A 17,738-nucleotide genomic window follows, 5' to 3' on the forward strand; every position below is an offset into this window, starting at 1 on the left:
CTGAATGAGGACAGCTGATGTTATAATGCAGTAACTGCATTGAAGGAGGAGATGATGGGAAGTCTTGACGGGCGCATCGCCCTGGTGACTGGCGCGGGGCGCGGGATCGGTCGGGCCGAAGCGCTTTACCTTGCGCGCGAGGGTGCGAGAGTCGTGGTGAATGATCCCGGTGTCGCGCCGGATGGAAGCGGGGCTGATTCGAGCATCGCGGCCTCCGTCGTCGCCGAGATCCGCGACCAGGGGGGCGAAGCGATCGCAAGCACGCACAGCGTCGCCGAATGGCAGGGAGCTGAGGCACTGGTCGGCACAGCTGTCGAGCGCTGGGGAGATCTCCACATCGTGGTCAACAACGCCGCCGTCAGCCGGCCCGGCTCCCTGGTCAGGGCGACGGAGGACGACTTTGACGCGGTCGTGGCCGTGAAACTCAAGGGCTCATTCAACGTGAGTCGCTGGGCAGCAGAGTACTGGCGGGGCCGTCACGAGGCCGGCGATCATCAGGACCGCTCGCTCGTGAACACGACGTCGACAGCAGGGCTCGACTCGCCGCTGCCGCTCAACACGAGCTACGCCGCCGCGAACGCCGGGGTGGCGGCCATGACGATCGTGCACGCCCTCGAGCTGCGCCGATACGGTGTCCGGGTGAACGCGATCTCACCCGGGGCGCGCACGCGCCTCTCGCTCGAGCTGCCGGCAGGCGTCCCCTCGCTGACTCAGGCGACACCCGCCCCGGGGGCGTTCGACCCGTGGGATCCGATCCACCAGGCGGTGGTCGTGGCCTATCTCGGTCGTTCCGACACTCCTCTGACCGGGCAGGTGCTCACCGTCCGCGGCAGCACCGTGATCCCGACGAATACATGGTCGCTCGGAGCACCCGTGACGAAGGAAGACGCGGGGTGGACCGTCGACGAGCTCGCAGACGTCCTTGGAGAGGCACCCTTCACGGACCCCTTCGATCGACTGACGTTCCTGCGACGCGTCTACGATGTCTCCACGCACGATGAGATCCAGAGGCTGCTCGACTCGATTCTCGACGCCGACCTCGCGGAAGCCGGCGGGGTGTAGTCGCCATGTCACCCTCCTCGGTCGGGAACCCGATGCTGCTGCCCCTGGTAGCCGCACAGGGACTGTGGGTGCGCCATCGGACCGAGACGCTGCCAGAAGCCTCCGGCCCACGACCGGTGCCGTCGCCGGCGAGGGCGCCGGTCCGCCCGTACGGCTGCTCGCTCTGGGCGAGTCCACGGCCGCAGGGTGCGGCGCCCGAACGCACGAAGAAGCATTTGCCGGCGCCTTCGCTCGCGCACAATCCGAACGCCGCGGTCGGTCAGCTTGGTCGAGACTTGGGTCCGGACCACGACGGACGTCGCGGTAGCCCGTCTGAATGGTTGTCCAGCGCTTCAGTGCGCCTGCGGCCCCTTGATCCCGGGCATCAGCACGCTCAAGCAGGTCACGCAGCCTTCGAGCTTTTCGAACTCGCTCACGTCCACCACGATCGGCGTGAAGCCGAGGTCTTCGAGCAGCGACGCGGTCTTCGGCGCGGAGGCGCTGATCATGACCTTGTCGCCGCCAAGACAGACGACGTGGCAGCCGGCCTCTTCCTCGACCGAGCGGACGGCCGGGAAGATGCCGATGTCGACGAGTCCGGGCCAGGCGACCACCGTGCCGTCCGGCAGCGCGGTCACCGCCGACTTGAGGTGGAGCACGCGCCCCAGCGGTACGGCCACCACGCGGCGGTCGCCGAGCAGGCCGCGGAGCTGGCGGATCGCGGCGCCGTTGGTGCGGCCGCCCTGGCCGACGTACACCGTGTCGCCGATCTGGAGCACGTCGCCACCGTCCAGCGTGCCAGGCGCGGTGATCCTGTCGACCTCGAGCCCGACCGCGCGTACGGCCGACTCGGTGCCGGCCACCTCGGCGCGGCGCTGCGGCGCGCCGGGACGGGCGAGGATGGCCCGCGACCCGCTCACCACGACCGTGTCCTCGACGAAGACCGAATCGGGGCAGTGGTCGGCGGGCACCACGTCGAGCACGCTCCAGCCGGCGTCGGCGAGGGCGGCACAGTACGCGTCGTGCTGGCGCCGCGCGAGGTCGACGTCCACTGTCGACCGTTCGAGGTGAGTGACCAGCCCTTCGGCGAGGCGGCTGCTGGGCCGGCGCACGAGCGCGATGCCTCGGCTCATGGAATGTAAGACCTCCTCATGGATCATGGGGGTCCACATCATGCCACGCTCAAGGCGTGGAACTACTCACTCTGCTCCAAGGCGCGCTGTAACGCGCGGTAAATCTGGCCGAAACGTAGTGCGTCATTCGTGCGGAGGAGCAGCACGTCCATCCCCCGGCACTGCACCCAGATCTCGTGCACCGCCGAGCCGCGGTCGTATGACCGTTCGAGCGCCATGAGTGGAAACTCCGACAGCGGCGTGAGCGTGAAGAGCCCGACGAGGATCGCCGCGAGCGTGATCAGCCCGATGCCGACGCCGGTGCCCCCGCCGGTGAGGAGCCAGAGCCCGCCGAGCACGAACGGCGCGGCGAGCAGCGTGACCAGCGCCCACCGCCCGGCGATCCGGCCGCCGACCCGTAAGTCGGGTCGCATGCGGCGGTGCCACACATAGGAGAGGTCGGAGAGCGGGTAGGTGAGCCCGTACGCCTGCACCAACGACGACGTCACCCGCACGGTGTCGTCGCGATAGTAAACGGCCACTCGCCCAGTGTTACCTATCCGGGCTCCGGTGGAATCCCACCAAAATCATCTAGCGGGTCGGCGCGCCGTCCAGCGCCCGCTGGATGGCCCGGTAGATCTGGCCGAACCGCAGCGCGTCGCCGGTCTCCAGCAACAGCACCGGCTGACCCCGCCAGCTTGCCCAGATCTCCAGCGAGCGGGAGCCCCGCGAGTATGAACGGTCCATGTGCTCGAGCATCACGTCGGCGAGCGGGCCGACGGCGAGGCCGAGCAGGATGGAGACGCCGACGATCCCGATGGTCACGCTGAGCGAGGCGTCCACGGTGATCGCGATGACGATGCCGAGCGCCGCCGCCACCAGCGGGCCGATCATGACCATGCCGATCGCCCCGCGCCCCGCGATCGCGCGCCACGAGCGGGCGCCTTTGCTGTGCCACACGCGGGCCAGCTCGCCCAGCGGGTATCGGCGATCACCGATGTTGATGGCATCTGAGGTGATCCGCACAGACTTGTCGCTGTAGTAGGTGACCATGGCACAACTAGCCTACTGGTCATGGCAGATTTCGTGCGCGTGGAGATCAAGGACGGCATCGGCACCATCCGGCTCGACCGTCCACCCATGAACGCCCTCAATACCCAGGTGCAGGAGGAGTTGCGCGAGGCGGCGGCGGTGGCGTCCGCCGACCCCGAGGTTCGCGCCGTCATCGTGTACGGAGGGGAGAAGGTCTTCGCCGCCGGCGCGGACATCAAGGAAATGGCGGATATGTCGTACGTGGACATGTCCGCCCGCGCCGCCGACCTCTCCTCGGCGCTCGGTGCGTTCGCCCGGATCCCCAAGCCGGTGGTCGCCGCCATCAACGGGTACGCGCTGGGCGGCGGCTGCGAGCTCGCCCTCGCCTGCGACTGGCGCGTGGTCGCCGACGACGCCAAGCTCGGCCAGCCGGAGATCAAGCTCGGCATCATCCCGGGCGCCGGCGGCACTCAGCGGCTGGCCCGGCTGGTCGGCCCGGCCCGCGCCAAGGACCTGGTGCTCTCCGGCCGCATGGTCGACGCCGAGGAGGCGCTGCGGATCGGGCTCGCCGACCGGGTCGTGCCCGCCGCCGAGGTGTACGAGGCGGCGGTCGCGCTCGTCCGCCCGTACACGGAGGGTCCGGCACAGGCCCTGCGCGCCGGGAAGCTGGCCATCGACAGCGGCCTCGACATGGATCTCGCCTCCGGCCTGGCGTGGGAGAGCCAGCTCTTCGCGGCGCTCTTCGCGACCGAGGACAAGCGGGAGGGGATGGCCGCCTTCGTGGAGAAGCGCAAGCCGCGTTTCAGCGGACGGTGATGGATAGTGCCCTGCTCGTAGACTGATCGCCATGCCAGCGGACCGGACGCCGACCTCGGGGCATGCCCTCGGGATCGACTTCGGGACCTCGCACACGGTCGCGGTCGTTCGGTGGCCCGACGGGCGGGCCCGCCCGCTGCTGGTCGACGGTTCGCCGCTGCTCCCCTCCGCCGTCTACGCCGAGCCGGGCGGTGACCTGATCGTGGGGCGCGACGCGGTGCACAGCGCCCGCCTCGATCCGGCCCGCTTCGAGCCCAACCCCAAGCGCCGCATCGACGACGGCACGCTGCTGCTCGGCGACCGCGAGGTGCCGGTGGGCGACCTGGTCACGGCCGTGATCGCGCGGGTGGCGGAGGAGTGGGATCGCACCGTCGGTCGCGTGCGGCCGGAGATCACGCTGACCTGCCCAGCCACGTGGGGCGCCACTCGCCGCCGGCTGCTGGCCGACGCCGCCGCCCGGGCCGGCTTCGATGGGGTACGGCTGGTGGCCGAGCCCGTCGCGGCCGCCACCTACTTCGCCAAGGTGCTCGGGCGCGAGGTGCCGATCGGCTCGGTCGTGGTGGTGCACGACTTCGGGGCCGGCACCTTCGACGCGAGCGTGGTGGCGCGCAAGGCGACCGGCTTCGAGGTGCTGGCGGTCGACGGGCGCGACGACATCGGCGGCCTCGACGTCGACGCGGCGATCGTCGCCCACCTGGAGAAGACGTACGCGGAGCGCGACCGGGCCGCCTGGGAGCGGCTGGCCAATCCGTCCACGGTGGAGGAGCGGCGGGCCAAGCGGCAGCTCTGGGACGACGTACGCGTGGCGAAGGAGCGGCTCTCCCGCAGCCCTTCCGCCGACCTCATGCTGCCGCTGCTCGACATCGACGTGCACCTCACCCGGGTCGAATTGGAGCAGCTGGCCACGCCGATCCTCGACCAGACCGTACGGGTGACGCAGGGCGTGATGCGCTGGGCCAAGCTCCCCGAGGGGCAGGTGGCCGGGGTCTTCCTGGTCGGCGGCTCCAGCCGGATGCCGCTGATGGCCACGCTGCTGCACCGCGCGCTGGGCGAGGCCCCCGAGGTGATCGAGCAGCCCGAGCTGGTGGTCGCCGAGGGGAGCATCCTGGCCGGCGCGGCACTGCTGGCGAGCGCGCCGCCGGCACCGGGCCCGGCGACGGCTCTGATGCGGCCGGTCTCCCCGGCCCCCGGACCGGCGCGCGTCCTCCCGCCCGGCGAGCTGCCCTCCACCACACCGGCCGGCGGCGTCGTCCCCAGCTCGCCGGCACCGGTCGGCGCCCCGCCGGCCGCCCTCGCCCCAGGGACCGCCGCGTCGGGCGCCGCCGTTCCGGGGCCGGCCGGTCTGGCGGCCGCCCCTGGTGGTTCCCTGCCGGGGCAGGGCGCCGCTGTTCCCGGGGCGGGCGGTCTCGTGGCCGGGCCTGGTGGTTCCGTGCCGGGGCAGGGCGCCGCTGTTCCCGGGCCTGGCGGATCCGCGCCGGAGCAGGGCACGGGCGGGAGCCCGCCGCCGCGGACCGTCGGGCGGGTGATCGTCCCCGGGGCGCAGCCGCCGGCCGGGCGGGCGCGCACGCCGGCAGCGCCGCCCTCGGCGACCAAGCCGCTCCCGCGCTACGAGGAGCCGACCTCACCGCCGGCCGCGGGCGCCACCTATCCGCCGCCGGCGGCGACCTACCCACCGCCGAGCGCGCCTTCCTCACCGAGCCCGCCCTTCTCGCCGGCCGCGCGGCCCCACTCGCCGGCCGGGCCGCCGCACATGCCGGCTACACCGCCTCACGCGTCCGCCGCGCAGCCTCACTCGCCCGCAGCGCCGCGGTATCCGGCCGCCAGCGCGCCGCGTTACCCGCAGGCGCCGCCGTCCAGGCCACCGCAGGTGGCGCCGCACGTGCCCCAGGCACCGCCGGCCGCGCCGCGCACGCAGCCCGAGCCGGCGCGGGGCAAGACCCGCCGGCGGCCCGGCTTCATCGTCCGCGCGATCCGGGCACTCGTGATCACCACGCTGCTCGTCGTCGTGCCGGTCGCGGCCGGCATCTTCGCCTTCGCGGCGGCCCGGGACGAGGACCCGAGCCAGGTCGTGCGGAGCATCGTCGACTGGATCCAGTCCCGGGTGGAGTCGGAGTGACTGGGCGGTAACCTTCCCCCCATGACTTCACCCGAGCGGATCGAGGGACACGGCGGCGAGCTGGCGCTGGCGGCGTTGCGGGCATTCGGCGTCAAGGAGATGTTCACCCTCTCCGGCGGGCATGTCTTCCCGCTCTACGACGCGGCGCACAAGACCGGCTTCCCGCTCTACGACGTGCGGCACGAGCAGTCGGCGGTCTTCGCGGCCGAGGCGGTCGCCAAGCTCCAGCGCCGGCCGGGGCTCGCCGTGCTCACCGCCGGACCCGGCGTCACCAACGGCGTCTCCGGGCTCACCAGCGCGTACTTCAACGGGTCGCCGGTGCTGGTGATCGGCGGCCGGGCGCCCGCGTTCCGGTGGGGCTCGGGGAGTCTCCAGGAGATCGACCACCTGCCACTGGTCGCGCCGGTCACCAAGTACGCCGCGACGGTCGGTTCCGGCGAGGAGATCCCGGGAGCGGTCGCCACCGCGCTGACCGCCGCGCTCACCGCGCACCGTGGGCCCGCCTTCCTCGACCTCCCGCTCGAGGTCATCTTCTCGGCCACCGACGCGGACACGCCCGGCTCCCCGGACGTACCGGTGGTGCAGCCGGACCCCGAGGATGTCGCGCGCGCGGCGCAGCTCATCGCCTCCGCCGAGCGCCCGGTCATCATCGCCGGCTCCGACGTGTACGCGGGGGACGCGGTCGCCGCCCTGCGCGAGGCAGCCGAGGCCCTGCACGTGCCCGTCTTCACCAACGGCATGGGGCGCGGCGCGCTGCCGCCGGAGCACCAGCTCGCGTTCGCCAAGTCGCGCCGTACCGCCATCACGGGCGCCGACGTGATCGTGGTGATCGGCACGCCGCTCGACTTTCGGCTCAGCTTCGGCGACTTCGGCGGGGCCCAGGTCGTCCACATCGTCGACGCCCCCACACAGCGGGCCTCCCACGTGACCCCCGCCGTCTCGCCCGCCGGCGACCTGCGGCTGATCCTCTCGGCGCTCGCCGACTACGAGGGCGTACGCGGAGACCACACGGAGTGGGTCGCCAACCTGCGGCTCGCCGAAGACGCCGCCAAGGCGCGCGACGCCGAGGAGATGGCCGCCGAGACCGACCCGATCCGCCCCGCACGCGTGTACGGGGAGCTGCGCAAGGTGCTCGCCCGCGACGCGGTGACGATCGGCGACGGCGGCGACTTCGTCTCGTACGCCGGCAAGTACCTCGAACCCGCCGAGCCCGGCACCTGGCTCGACCCGGGGCCGTACGGCTGCCTCGGCACCGGCATGGGTTACGCGATGGGGGCGCGCGTGACGTACCCCGATCGTCAGGTCTGCGTGCTGATGGGCGACGGCGCCGCCGGTTTCTCGTTGATGGACGTGGAATCGCTGGCCCGCCAGGGCCTGCCGGTCGTGATCGTGGTGGGCAACAACGGCATCTGGGGCCTGGAGAAGCACCCGATGCGCGCGATGTACGGCTACGACGTGGCCGCCGACCTCCAGCCCGAGCTGCGCTACGACGGCGTGGTGAAGGCGCTCGGCGGCGCGGGCGAGACGGTCGTGAAGTCGAGCGAGCTGGGGCCGGCGCTGACCCGCGCGTTCGAGGCCGGCGTGCCCTACCTGGTCAACGTGCTCACCGACCCGGCCGACGCCTACCCGCGCTCGTCCAACCTGGCCTGACGGGCGCTCACTCGCTCTCGTCCAAGCTGGCCTGACGGGCGCTTACCCGCGCTCGTCCAAAGTGGCCTGTTCGAGCAGGTCGGCGGTGGCCGCGGCCAGGCGTGCGGCGGTCGCCGGGTCGAGCGTGGGCGTGTCCAGGGGCACCGAGCGGGCCCGGTCCATCGCGGTGAGCGGCGCGGCGGGCGGCGTGTCGATCCACTCCACGATCGGGCGCGCCGAGTCGGCGACCGGCCGGGCGACGACCGAGGCGACCCGCAGGGCGAGGCGCAGCGGCGGGGGCAGCGGGCTCGTGTCGCCGCTGCGCGTGAAGCCGGGGTGGTACAGCACGTAGCGGGCGCGCGCCCCATGGCTGGCGAAGTCGACGCCGAGCAGGTCGTTGGCGCGCCCGGCCTGGAGTTGCGCGCCCACCATCCGGTACCGGCGGGCGAGCTGCAGATCATCCCAGTGGATCCTGCCCTTGCGGACCCCGACGCCGGCGACGTTGACGATGAGCGGGGCGGGCGCGCGGTCGAGGTGGTCGCGGAGCCCGTGGCTGAGCAGGTAGCGGCTCAGGTAGTAGAGAGCGAACGTCTGCTCCAGCCCTTCCGCGGTGAGGCGGCGCGCCGGTGCGACCCGGTTGGCGAAGAGGGCGAGCGCGTCGACCGCCGGATGCCGCTCGCGGATCGTGGCGATCGCGGCACGGGTCGCGGCGATCGAGCTCAGGTCGGCCGGGAGGAAGTCGATTCGGCCACGGCCGGCGTCGACCAGGGCCCGCCCCTTGACCGGGTCGCTGCCGATCGCGACCACGCGGTCGCCCCGCTCCGCGCGGGCGACGGCACGGCCCATACCCGCCGTGCCACCACTCACGACCACGACCTTCGTTCGTTCTGCCATGCTTCGATCATGGGAAGGACCGGGGCGAACCGAAAGAAGGCACTTTGATGTCCGGTACGGACACGAATGTGCCCCACCTGCTCAGCCATCCGCTGCCCGCGCCCGTGCCGGTGGGCGAGTTGGCGGCGTGCCCGGTCGCCGACGTGCTGCACCGCGTGGGGGACAAGTGGTCGGTGCTGGTGCTGGTACTGCTGGGGCGCCGCCCGTACCGGTACAACGAGCTGCACCGGGGCATCGAGGGGATCAGCCAGCGGATGCTCACCCGTACGCTCCGCGGGCTTGAGACGGACGGGCTCGTGGCGCGCACGGTGCATCCGAGCGTGCCGCCGAGCGTCGAGTACGACCTGACCCCGCTCGGCCGCAGCCTGCTGGGCCCGCTCTCCGCGCTCGCCGAGTGGGCGGTCCGGCACGGCGACGAGATCGCGGCCGCCCGGGAAATACAATTACGTACTTGAGTTTGTCGATACGTCAAACTATTGTTAACGCGACCGCTGCGGGAGCCGCAACGTAGCCGGCGTGGTGAGCGAGGGCAACTCGCCGCGTCTCGGTTCACTGTCTACCGTGGAGGTCCAATGTCGACAGTCAGGCACGCGCGTCGCACCGCGACGGTCGTGTTTGCCGCACTGATCATGCTTGCCACCGCGCTGGTGAGCACAACGGGCACGGCGTCCGCTCACGGTTCCGCGATCGGACCCGAGTCTCGCAACTACGGTTGTTGGAAGCGCTGGGGCAGCGACTTCCAGAACCCGGCCATGGCCACGCAGGACCCGATGTGCTGGCAGGCATGGCAGGCGGACTCCACCGCGATGTGGAACTGGAACTCGCTCTACCGGGACGATGTCGGAGGCAACCACCAGGGCCAGGTGCCGGACGGCCAGTTGTGCAGCGGCGGGCGGACCGGCGGCATGCGGTACGCCGCGCTGGACAACCCCGGCAACTGGCGGGCCACCAACCTGAGCACCTCGTTCACCTGGCGGATGCACGACCAGGCGCTGCACGGTGCCGACTACATCCGCATCTACGTGACGCGCCAGGGCTACAACCCGCTCACTCAGGCGCTGCGCTGGTCCGATCTCGAACTGCGCCACGACACCGGCCGCATCCTGCCGGGCGTCGGTACGCGGGAGAGCGACCCGGTGCTCAACGGCGTCACCATCTCCGCCAACGTCACCGCCCCCGGGCGGAGCGGGCGGCACATCGTGTACGCGATCTGGAAGGCGAGCCACGCCGACCAGAACTACTACTTCTGCAGCGACGTGAACTTCGGCGGGCAGCCGGACCCGACCACGCCGCCGCCCACCACCGCGCCGCCCACCACCGCGCCGCCCACGACGCCCCCGCCCACCACGCGGCCGCCGACCACCCCGCCCCCCACGACCCCGGGTACGGGTACCGGTAGCTGCTCGGTGTCGTACGCGGTCGTCGGCCAGTGGAACGGTGGGTTCCAGGCGGACGTGCGGGTCACCGCCGGCTCCTCGGCGATCCGCGGCTGGACGGTCCGGTGGACGTACGCCAACGGTCAACAGGTGGCCCAGTCGTGGGGCGCCACGATCACATCCAGCGGATCGAGTGTGACCGCCACGAACGTCGCCTACAACGGCAGCCTCGGCGCCGGTGCGAGCACGACGTTCGGCCTGATCGGGTCGTGGACCGGCAGCAACGCCGTACCCACGCCCACCTGCACCGCGACCACCTAGTCTCACCTCCCGCGGGGGCGCTGTCAGCGGTATGTCAGCGCCCCCGCGCCACCGTCAGCCGGCCGTCAGCGCCGTGCGGGACGGTGGTGGCATGAACGACACGACGACTCACGCGATCGTCGCCGAAGGGCTGGTCAAGCGTTTCGGCGACACCACCGCGCTGGGCGGGGTGGACCTGGCCGTACGCCGTGGCACGGTGCTCGGCCTGCTCGGCCCGAACGGCGCCGGCAAGACCACCGCGGTGCGCATCCTCGCCACGCTGCTGCGGCCGGACGCCGGGCGGGCCACCATCGGCGGGTACGACGTCGTCCGCGACGCTCACCAGGTGCGGCGGCTGATCGGCCTCACCGGGCAGTACGCCTCGGTCGACGAGACGCTGACCGGGCTGGAGAACCTCATCCTCATCGGCCGGCTGCTCGGCCTCTCCCGCGCCGAGGCGCGTGGGCGGGGGCACGAGCTGCTCGCCGACTTCCGCCTCGAAGACGCGGCCAACAAGGCGGCCAAGGCGTACTCCGGGGGTATGCGCCGGCGGCTCGACCTGGCCGCGAGCCTGGTCGGCCGCCCGCAGGTGCTCTACCTGGACGAGCCGACCACCGGGCTCGACCCGCGCAGCCGCAACGAGATGTGGGACATCGTCCGCGACCTGGTCTCGGACGGCGTCACGGTGCTGCTCACCACGCAGTACCTGGAAGAGGCCGACCTGCTCGCCGAGGAGATCGTGGTGATCGACCACGGGCGGGTGATCGCCACCGGCACGCCGGACGAGCTGAAGGGGCGGGTCGGCGCGCAGACGCTCGCGGTACGCCCCAAGCACGCCGTCGACATCCCGATCGTGCAGTCGATCGTGGCGCAGGTGGCCGGCCGGACGCCCGAGACGCAGGGCGGGCTGCTGACCGTGCCGGTGACCGACTCGGCGGTGCTGCCGGCCGTCGTCCGCCGGCTGGACGAGGCGGAGGTGCCGATCGGCGAACTCGCGCTCCGCGGCTCCAGCCTCGACGAGGTCTTCCTCTCCCTGACCGGCCACCGCGCCGAAGAGAACGAGCTTGAAGGGATCACCGCATGACCACCGCCGCCGCGGCGCTGCCCCGCCGGGTGAACCCGCTCGAGGGGCTGCGGCACACGTTCACCCTCGCCTGGCGCAGCCTGGTGCAGCTCAAGCACAACCCGCTGGAACTGCTCGACCTCAGTATCCAGCCGATCATGTTCGTGGTGCTCTTCACGTACGTCTTCGGCGGGGCGATCGCCGGCAACACCGGCGACTACCTGACGTTCGCGCTGCCCGGCATCATCGTGCAGAACGCGCTCTTCGCCTCGGTCACCACCGGCGTGGGGCTCAACTCCGACCTGACCAAGGGCGTGTTCGACCGGCTGCGGTCGCTGCCGATCGCGCGTTCCGCCCCGCTGGCCGGGCGGATCCTCGCGGACACCGTCAAGCAGGCGTGGTCGATCGCGCTGATCCTCGGCCTCGGTGTGGTCCTCGGCTTCCGGGTCCAGGGCGGGGTGGAGGGCCTGCTCGCCGCGTTCGGGCTGCTGCTGGTCTTCAGCCTCGCCGCGTCCTGGATCGCCGTGCTCGTGGGGCTGCTCGCCAGCGAGCCGGAGAAGGTGCAGATCTTCGCCTTCGTGGTGGTCTTCCCGCTCACCTTCACCAGCAACGCGTTCGTGCCCACCAACACGATGCCCGGCTGGCTCCAGGCGTGGGTCGAGATCAACCCGGTGACGATCCTCGCCGACGCGGTACGCGGGCTGCTCTCCGGCGGCGCGGCGGCCACCTACGTGGGCCAGTCGCTGCTGTGGGCCGTGGCGATCGCCGCCGTCTTCGCCCCGCTCGCGGTGCGCACGTTCAAGCGCCGAGTGTGAGCGCGACGCTCTCCCGCACGGTGGCGGCGGTCGTCTCCGCCCTACCCACCTCGAACGCCTCGGCGAAGCGCTCTTCGCCGAGGCGTTCCCGCGCGATGTTCTCCACGCGCCGGGAGTCCACAGTGGAACGGTCGGGGCCGCCCCGGATGGCGTACGCGCCGCCGATCAGCCGGGCGGCCCGTTCCGGCTCGCCACTGTGCAGGGCGAGGTCGGCGTACGCCATCAGCACCTGACCCAGCACCGGCATGTCGTGCGAGGTGAACGCCAGATCCATCGCCGCGTCGAGGCGGGCGCGGGCGCCGGCGAGATCGCCCTCGGCGGCGTCGATCTGCCCGAGCGCGACCATGACGATGGAGACCCACTGCGGCGCCGAGTTGGAGCCCGACGCGACCGACTCGGCCTCGACCAGCTCCGCGCGGGCCCGCTGGTACTCACCCATCGCCCGGAGGATCTCGCCGTGGTGGTACGACACCGCGGCCCGGCCCTCGTCGTTGCCGACCAGCTCGGCGGAGCGCCGCGCCTCCTCGAGCGTCGCGAAGGCCCGCTCCGGCTCGCCCATCATCCACAGCTCGTACGCGTATCGCGCCTGCATCTCCGGGATGTCCTCGGCGGCGCCCAGCGGTGCGAGGTCGGCCAGCGACTGCTCGAAGTACAGCGCCGCCCGCGCGTGGTCACCGTCCGCCGAGGTCATGTGGGCGAGGCCGGCGAGCGTGGTGGCGCTGCCCCAGCGGTCGCCCAGCGCGCGGAACTCCGCCAGCGCCATCGCGAAGTGCTCCTCCGAGTCGCGGTCTTCATAGCCGAGGTTGACCTGCGCGTGGCCGTACATCAGCCGGGCGACTCCGCGCACCCACGGGTCGGTGTGGGCGAAGCGGCCGGTCAGCCCCGCCATCGCCGGCTCGTTGGACGGTGGGCTGGAGAAGAGCTCGGACATCGGGCCGATGAGGCTGAGGATCGGATGCCGGTCTTCGTAGCCGCGGGTCAGCTCGGCGGCGTCGCGGAGCAGCGCCTGACCTCGTTCGAGCTGGAAGAGGCCGGCCACGACGTTGAGCGCGGCCATCGCGGAGGCCGCCGCCACGACCGGGCGCGGCACCGAGCCGGGCAGCGCCAGTGCCTCCAGGGCCAGCTCGGCGCCCTCGGCTCGGCGGCCGCTCATCCACCAGTACCAGCCGAGCGACGCGGCGAACCGCACCGCGAGCCGGGCGTCACCAACGCTGATCGCCCACCGCACCGCCGTGTGCACGTTGTCGTGGTCGGCGTCGAGGCGGGCCAGCCACTCCAACTGGTCGCGGGCACGCAGCTCCCGGTCGGCGCGGCGGGCCAGGCGGAGAAAGTACCTGGCGTGCGCCCGCCGGACCTCGGCGGTGGCACCGGACTCGGCGAGCCGCTCCAGGCCGTACGCCTTGATGGTCTCCAGCAACCGGTAGCGCCCATCCGGGTCGGCGACCACCAGCGACTTGTCGACGAGCGTGGCGAGCCGGTCGAGCGCGTCGGGGGCCGCGCCGGTCAGGCACACCTCCTCGATGGCCTCCAGCGTCGCGGCACCGGCGAAGACCGCGAGCCGCCTCCACAGGTCGCGCTCGGCCTCGTCGAGCAGCTCCCAGCTCCAGTCGATCACCCCGCGGAGCGTCTGGTGGCGGGGGAGCGCGGTGCGGCTGCCCGCGTTGAGCAGCCGGAAGCGGTCGGTGAGGCGGCTGGCCACCTGCTCGGGCGTGAGCGCGCGCAGGCGGGCGGCGGCCAGCTCGATGGCGAGCGGCATCCCGTCGAGCGCGCGGCAGATGCGGACGACGGCATCGGTGACCGCGAAGCCGGGGCGCACCGCGGCGGCCCGGTCGGCGAAGAGGCGTACGGCGGGGTAGGCGAGCGCGTCGGCGGCGTCGATCCCGTCGGGCGGCAGCGCGAGCGGCTCGACCGGGAAGAGCGCCTCGCCGGTGATGCCGAGCGGCTCCCGGCTGGTGGCGAGTACGCGCAGGTGGGGGCAGCGTACGAGCAGGCTCTCCGCCAGCGCGGCGGCCGCGGCGACCAGGTGCTCGCAGTTGTCCAGGATGAGCAGCGCTCGCCGGCTGGCCAGCGCGCCGTGCAGCCGGGTCAGCGGGTCGGCGGGCTCCGGCGGTACGCGGCCGCGCCCCGGCACCAGCGGATTTTCGCGCAGGCCGAGCGTGGCGAGCACGACCGAGGCGAGCTCGGTGGCGTCGGCGACCGGGGCGAACTCGACCAGCCACACCCCGTCGGGCGCCTGGTCGAGCATCGCCCGGCCGGACTCCATGGCGAGCCGGGTCTTGCCCGCGCCGCCCGGCCCGATCAGCGTGGTGAGGCGGGACTCCGCGATCACCTTGGTGATCTTGGTCACGTCGTCGTCGCGCCCGACGAAGCTGGTCAGCGTGGCCGGCAGGTTGGTGGCGGGCAACGGCGTGGCCGGCGGCTGGCGCGGGCCGGCGTCGCGCAGCAGCGACAGGTGCAGGGCGGCCAGCTCGGGCGAGGGGTCGGCGCCGAGGGAGTCGGCGAGCGCGGCACGCAGCCGGTCGTACGCCATCAGCGCCTCCGCCGGCCGTCCGGCGCCGCGCAGCGCCCGGATCAGCTGCCCGGTGAGGCGCTCGCGCAGGGGATGGGCCAGGGCGAGCGACTCCAGCTCGGCCACCAGCCCGGCGCCCTCGCCGAGCGCGAGTACGGCGTCGACCCGGTCTTCGGTCGCGGCGATCCGCATCTCGTCGAGGCGGGCGGCGGGCGCCCGGGCGAAGTCGGCGCCGGCCACGTCGGCGAGCGCCGGGCCGCGCCACAGGGCCAGCGCGTCGGCGAGCAGTCGCGCGGCGCGGGCTGGATCGGTGGCCAGGCAGCTCCGCGCGGCGGTCACCTCCCGCTCGAAGCGGCACGTGTCGATCGCCTCGGGCGGCACCTTCAGCCGGTAGCCCGCCGGAGTCGACTCGATCACGCCCTCGGGCAGCGCCCGGCGCAGCCGGGAGACCAGCGCCTGGAGCGCGTTGGCGGCGCCGGCCGGCGGCTCGTCGTGCCACAGCGCGTCGATCAGGGCGTTGGTGGTGACCGTGCGGCCGGCGTCGAGCGCCAGCCGGATCAGGAGAGTGCGCAGGCGCGCGCCGCCCACCTCGACGGGCGCGCCGGAGTCGGCGCGCACCTCGAGCGGGCCCAGCAGCGCGATCTGCACGACGATGATTCTCCCCCGTGGCGCCTCTCAGCTCAGGGGGTACTCTCGTCGCCGCTCTCCCGGCGGCGCATCTCGTCCTCCCGGCGCTTGAGGTCTTCCTCCCACTTCTCGAAGAGCTCGCGGTCCTTCTTCGACTGGTTGGCGTCGAGCGACTTGAGGAACTCCGGGTCGTCGTCCGGCGCCACCGGCCGCGGCCGCCTGTGCTCGGGGAAGCCGCCACCGACTCGCCAGCCGCCGCTTTGGGAGGCATCCGCGCGCACCGGGCGGCCGATGAAGTACCAGGCGATCGACCCGACCAGCGGGAAGAACAGGATCACCAGCACCCAGACGATCCGGGGTAGTGCCCTGATCTCGTCTTCCTCGGCTGAGAGACAGCTGATCAGCGCGAGCACGGCGAGGACGATCTGCACCAGGAAGAGGAGCACGTACAGGCGGGCCATCCCGCAATGATGGCCCCTGACAGCCACCCTGCCTAACGGATCAGCACCAGCAGCGTGCCGAGTGCCGCGTAGCCGACCGTGAACAGCGCGAACAGGGGGAGGGCGCGGCCCGGTCCGGCGCGTCGGGACCGGTGTCGGCGGTAGGCGACCACGAAGAGCGCGGTCCAGCCACCGAGCGCGAGCGCGACGAGCAGCGGATCGCCGTGCTCGGCGGCCATCCGTGCGGCGAGTACGGCCACCGCGGCGGCGACGAGGAGCGTGCGCCACCAGGCCAGCCAGGTGCGCTCGGGGGCAAGTCCGGGATCAGTCATGGAACGCCTGGACCAGCACGATCACCACGAGTGACGCCGCGCCTACGCCCACCGCGATCGCGAGCAGGGCGGGGAAGCGGGACGCCGGCAGGTCGCGGCCGAGGCGCATCGCCCGCTCGGTGCGCGCCCAGCGGTCCACCGCGCGTACGGCCACTGCCCCGCCGAGCAGCAGCAGCGCGACCGCGATCACCTCGCGGAGGTGGGCGATCGGCAGCGGCGGCAGGAACTGGGCCGTCGCCAGCCCGCCCGCCACCAGCGCGAGGCCGGTGCGGATCCAGGCGAGGAAGGTGCGTTCGTTGGCCAGGGAGAAGCGGTAGTCGGGAGTCGTACCGACCCGACGTGCCTCCTCCGGGTCGAACCATCGCCTGATCACGCCCAGCACGCCTGCCATTATTCAGGCCGGTACCACCCGTAACCTGTGACCGTGACCGAGTTGACCGCCGAGGAAAAGTCCACGCTCAAGACGGCCGCGTTCGGCGCGGTGTTTCTGGTCTCCGACGCCGACCCCGGGTTCTTCACGATGCTCAAGGAGAGCTTCGCCGCCTCGGACGCGCTGGCCGGCGCGACCGGGCTGGTCCGGGAGGTGCTGACCGGCGGGCCGCTGCCGAAGCTCCCGCGCGGCTCGACGGCCGAGGTCGAGGCCGTGGTACTGCCGGCGCTGGAGCGGTCGGTGGCCATCCTGCGCGAGAAGGCGCCGTCCGAGGTGGACAACTACCGGGCGGCGGTGGTCGCCGCGGCCGAGCAGGCGGCCAGCGCGGCGCACGGTGTCGACGCTCGTGAAGCAGACGCGCTCGCCAAGGTCAAGAGCGCGGTGGGCGTCGTGTCAGATCCCACTCCTACTGGCGAGTAACCTAGACGGTGGGTAACTTCAGTTAACGTGCGTTAACTAAGCAGGAGGTCCTGGAAGCGCGATGAACATCGTCGTACTCGTCAAGCAGGTGCCCGACTCCAGTGCGGAGCGTTCGCTGCGTTCTGACGACAACACGGTCGACCGAGGGTCGGCGAGCAATGTCATCAATGAGATGGATGAGTACGCCATTGAGGAGGCGTTGCGGGTCCAGGAGGCGCACGGTGGTGAGGTCACCATCCTGACGATGGGTCCGGAGGGCGCGTCGGAGTCGATTCGTAAGGCGTTGTCGATGGGCCCGGATCGTGCGGTGCATGTTTTGGATGATGCGTTGCACGGTTCGTGCGCGTTGGCCACCTCCAAGGTGTTGGCTGCGGCGTTGGGCACGCTCGATCCGGACTTGGTGTTGTGTGGCGCGGAGTCGACGGATGGGCGTGTGCAGGTGATGGCGCACATGTTGGCCGAGCGGTTGGGTGTCGCCGCGTTGACTGGTGCCCGGAAGTTGACCGTTGAGGGTGGTTCGTTGACGATCGAGCGGCAGACCGAGGAGGGGTTCGAGGTGGTTGCCGCCTCGACGCCGGCGGTGGTGTCGGTGTGGGACACGATCAACGAGCCGCGGTATCCGTCGTTCAAGGGGATCATGGCGGCGAAGAAGAAGCCGGTGCGGACTCTCAGCCTGGCCGATTTGGGTGTCGCGGCTGGTGAGGTCGGCGCTGCTGGTGCTTCGTCGGTGGTGGTGGAGCACAGTAAGCGGCCGCCGCGTTCTGGTGGGGTGAAGGTCACCGATGA

Annotated in this window: 18 protein-coding genes; 10 read left to right on the plus strand and 8 right to left on the minus strand. The window is 72.1% G+C overall.

The features are described from left to right. The first annotated feature begins 39 nt into the window (after nt 1–39). Entirely contained in the window at nt 40–1,062 is a 1,023-nt protein-coding gene (locus tag ACFFIA_RS20535) for an SDR family NAD(P)-dependent oxidoreductase (RefSeq protein ID WP_377253150.1), read from the plus strand. A 332-nt stretch (nt 1,063–1,394) separates the two neighbouring features. Here ACFFIA_RS20535 and ddaH read toward each other — a convergent pair whose 3' ends face one another. The 3 genes from ddaH to ACFFIA_RS20550 all read right to left on the minus strand — a co-directional run bounded on the left by ddaH (nt 1,395) and on the right by ACFFIA_RS20550 (nt 3,206). Beyond that, nucleotides 1,395–2,174, minus strand: a complete 780-nt coding sequence (gene ddaH, locus ACFFIA_RS20540) for a dimethylargininase (protein ID WP_377253151.1) — start codon at nt 2,172–2,174, stop codon at nt 1,395–1,397. Nucleotides 2,175–2,236: 62 nt separating this feature from the next. Then, nucleotides 2,237–2,695 carry a DUF6232 family protein gene (locus ACFFIA_RS20545; protein ID WP_377253152.1) on the minus strand — a complete coding sequence of 153 codons (459 nt, stop codon included), beginning with the start codon at nt 2,693–2,695 and terminating at the stop codon, nt 2,237–2,239. Nucleotides 2,696–2,744: 49 nt separating this feature from the next. After that, nucleotides 2,745–3,206: a DUF6232 family protein gene (locus tag ACFFIA_RS20550; RefSeq protein ID WP_377253154.1), complete on the minus strand. Its 462-nt coding sequence runs from the start codon at nt 3,204–3,206 to the stop codon at nt 2,745–2,747. 21 nt (nt 3,207–3,227) lie between these two features. Here ACFFIA_RS20550 and ACFFIA_RS20555 point away from each other — a divergent pair, with 21 nt between their 5' ends. The 3 genes from ACFFIA_RS20555 to ACFFIA_RS20565 are packed head-to-tail and all read left to right on the plus strand — an operon-like array spanning nt 3,228 to nt 7,767. Next, the gene (locus tag ACFFIA_RS20555) at nt 3,228–4,001 is read left to right on the plus strand and encodes an enoyl-CoA hydratase/isomerase family protein (RefSeq protein WP_377253155.1); all 774 of its coding nucleotides are present in this window, start codon (nt 3,228–3,230) and stop codon (nt 3,999–4,001) included. Between the two features lie 31 nt (nt 4,002–4,032). Further along, entirely contained in the window at nt 4,033–6,117 is a 2,085-nt protein-coding gene (locus ACFFIA_RS20560) for an Hsp70 family protein (RefSeq protein WP_377253156.1), read from the plus strand. 21 nt (nt 6,118–6,138) lie between these two features. Next, on the plus strand, nt 6,139–7,767 hold the full coding sequence (locus tag ACFFIA_RS20565) for an acetolactate synthase (RefSeq protein WP_377253157.1): 1,629 nt from the start codon (nt 6,139–6,141) through the stop codon (nt 7,765–7,767). A gap of 42 nt (nt 7,768–7,809) precedes the next feature. On the opposite strand, the gene ACFFIA_RS20570 is transcribed toward ACFFIA_RS20565, so the two are convergent. After that, entirely contained in the window at nt 7,810–8,640 is an 831-nt protein-coding gene (locus ACFFIA_RS20570; protein WP_377253158.1) for an SDR family NAD(P)-dependent oxidoreductase, read from the minus strand. A gap of 47 nt (nt 8,641–8,687) precedes the next feature. On the opposite strand from ACFFIA_RS20570, the gene ACFFIA_RS20575 reads away from it, so the two are divergent. From ACFFIA_RS20575 to ACFFIA_RS20590, 4 genes are all read left to right on the plus strand, one after another. Next, on the plus strand, nt 8,688–9,095 hold the full coding sequence (locus ACFFIA_RS20575; protein ID WP_377253160.1) for a winged helix-turn-helix transcriptional regulator: 408 nt from the start codon (nt 8,688–8,690) through the stop codon (nt 9,093–9,095). A 117-nt stretch (nt 9,096–9,212) separates the two neighbouring features. After that, nucleotides 9,213–10,337 (plus strand): lytic polysaccharide monooxygenase auxiliary activity family 9 protein, encoded by a 1,125-nt coding sequence (locus ACFFIA_RS20580; RefSeq protein WP_377253161.1) that lies wholly within the window; start codon nt 9,213–9,215, stop codon nt 10,335–10,337. A gap of 91 nt (nt 10,338–10,428) precedes the next feature. Next, complete coding sequence (locus ACFFIA_RS20585) at nt 10,429–11,400, plus strand: ATP-binding cassette domain-containing protein (RefSeq protein WP_377253162.1); 972 nt, start codon at nt 10,429–10,431, stop codon at nt 11,398–11,400. Beyond that, complete coding sequence (locus ACFFIA_RS20590; protein ID WP_377253163.1) at nt 11,397–12,194, plus strand: ABC transporter permease; 798 nt, start codon at nt 11,397–11,399, stop codon at nt 12,192–12,194. The genes ACFFIA_RS20585 and ACFFIA_RS20590 overlap by 4 nt, the downstream gene beginning before the upstream one ends. Here ACFFIA_RS20590 and ACFFIA_RS20595 read toward each other — a convergent pair. Genes ACFFIA_RS20595 through ACFFIA_RS20610 form a run of 4 tightly spaced genes read right to left on the minus strand, consistent with a single transcriptional unit; the run spans nt 12,178 to nt 16,484 of the window. After that, a complete protein-coding gene (locus ACFFIA_RS20595; protein ID WP_377253165.1) occupies nt 12,178–15,351 on the minus strand; it encodes an AfsR/SARP family transcriptional regulator in 3,174 nt (1,057 codons plus the stop codon). The genes ACFFIA_RS20590 and ACFFIA_RS20595 overlap by 17 nt on opposite strands. Nucleotides 15,352–15,383: 32 nt before the next feature. Next, the gene (locus ACFFIA_RS20600; RefSeq protein ID WP_377253166.1) at nt 15,384–15,791 is read right to left on the minus strand and encodes a PLD nuclease N-terminal domain-containing protein; all 408 of its coding nucleotides are present in this window, start codon (nt 15,789–15,791) and stop codon (nt 15,384–15,386) included. 32 nt (nt 15,792–15,823) lie between these two features. Continuing rightward, nucleotides 15,824–16,102 carry a DUF202 domain-containing protein gene (locus tag ACFFIA_RS20605; RefSeq protein ID WP_377253167.1) on the minus strand — a complete coding sequence of 93 codons (279 nt, stop codon included), beginning with the start codon at nt 16,100–16,102 and terminating at the stop codon, nt 15,824–15,826. Further along, the gene (locus ACFFIA_RS20610) at nt 16,095–16,484 is read right to left on the minus strand and encodes a YidH family protein (RefSeq protein WP_377253168.1); all 390 of its coding nucleotides are present in this window, start codon (nt 16,482–16,484) and stop codon (nt 16,095–16,097) included. Before ACFFIA_RS20610 ends, ACFFIA_RS20605 begins: the two co-directional genes overlap by 8 nt. Before the next feature lie 42 nt (nt 16,485–16,526). Between ACFFIA_RS20610 and ACFFIA_RS20615 the strand changes: the two genes are divergently transcribed. Both ACFFIA_RS20615 and ACFFIA_RS20620 read left to right on the plus strand, forming a co-directional pair. After that, on the plus strand, nt 16,527–16,952 hold the full coding sequence (locus tag ACFFIA_RS20615) for a hypothetical protein (protein WP_377253169.1): 426 nt from the start codon (nt 16,527–16,529) through the stop codon (nt 16,950–16,952). A 61-nt stretch (nt 16,953–17,013) separates the two neighbouring features. Then, nucleotides 17,014–17,738: electron transfer flavoprotein subunit beta/FixA family protein (locus ACFFIA_RS20620; RefSeq protein WP_377253170.1), on the plus strand; the 725-nt coding region annotated here is incomplete at its 3' end.

It is taken from the genome of Phytohabitans kaempferiae, assembly GCF_042433955.1.
GTDB classification, from domain to species: Bacteria; Actinomycetota; Actinomycetes; order Mycobacteriales; family Micromonosporaceae; genus Phytohabitans; species Phytohabitans kaempferiae.

What these genes read in the sequence shown, in the direction of transcription:
- ddaH (WP_377253151.1), bottom strand. Translation starts at nt 2,174, where the DNA reads ATGAGCCGAGGCATCGCGCTCGTGCGCCGGCCCAGCAGCCGCCTCGCC.
- ACFFIA_RS20550 (WP_377253154.1), bottom strand. Translation starts at nt 3,206, where the DNA reads ATGGTCACCTACTACAGCGACAAGTCTGTGCGGATCACCTCAGATGCC.
- ACFFIA_RS20555 (WP_377253155.1), top strand. Translation starts at nt 3,228, where the DNA reads ATGGCAGATTTCGTGCGCGTGGAGATCAAGGACGGCATCGGCACCATC.
- ACFFIA_RS20560 (WP_377253156.1), top strand. Translation starts at nt 4,033, where the DNA reads ATGCCAGCGGACCGGACGCCGACCTCGGGGCATGCCCTCGGGATCGAC.
- ACFFIA_RS20565 (WP_377253157.1), top strand. Translation starts at nt 6,139, where the DNA reads ATGACTTCACCCGAGCGGATCGAGGGACACGGCGGCGAGCTGGCGCTG.
- ACFFIA_RS20570 (WP_377253158.1), bottom strand. Translation starts at nt 8,640, where the DNA reads ATGGCAGAACGAACGAAGGTCGTGGTCGTGAGTGGTGGCACGGCGGGT.
- ACFFIA_RS20575 (WP_377253160.1), top strand. Translation starts at nt 8,688, where the DNA reads ATGTCCGGTACGGACACGAATGTGCCCCACCTGCTCAGCCATCCGCTG.
- ACFFIA_RS20580 (WP_377253161.1), top strand. Translation starts at nt 9,213, where the DNA reads ATGTCGACAGTCAGGCACGCGCGTCGCACCGCGACGGTCGTGTTTGCC.
- ACFFIA_RS20585 (WP_377253162.1), top strand. Translation starts at nt 10,429, where the DNA reads ATGAACGACACGACGACTCACGCGATCGTCGCCGAAGGGCTGGTCAAG.
- ACFFIA_RS20590 (WP_377253163.1), top strand. Translation starts at nt 11,397, where the DNA reads ATGACCACCGCCGCCGCGGCGCTGCCCCGCCGGGTGAACCCGCTCGAG.
- ACFFIA_RS20600 (WP_377253166.1), bottom strand. Translation starts at nt 15,791, where the DNA reads ATGGCCCGCCTGTACGTGCTCCTCTTCCTGGTGCAGATCGTCCTCGCC.
- ACFFIA_RS20605 (WP_377253167.1), bottom strand. Translation starts at nt 16,102, where the DNA reads ATGACTGATCCCGGACTTGCCCCCGAGCGCACCTGGCTGGCCTGGTGG.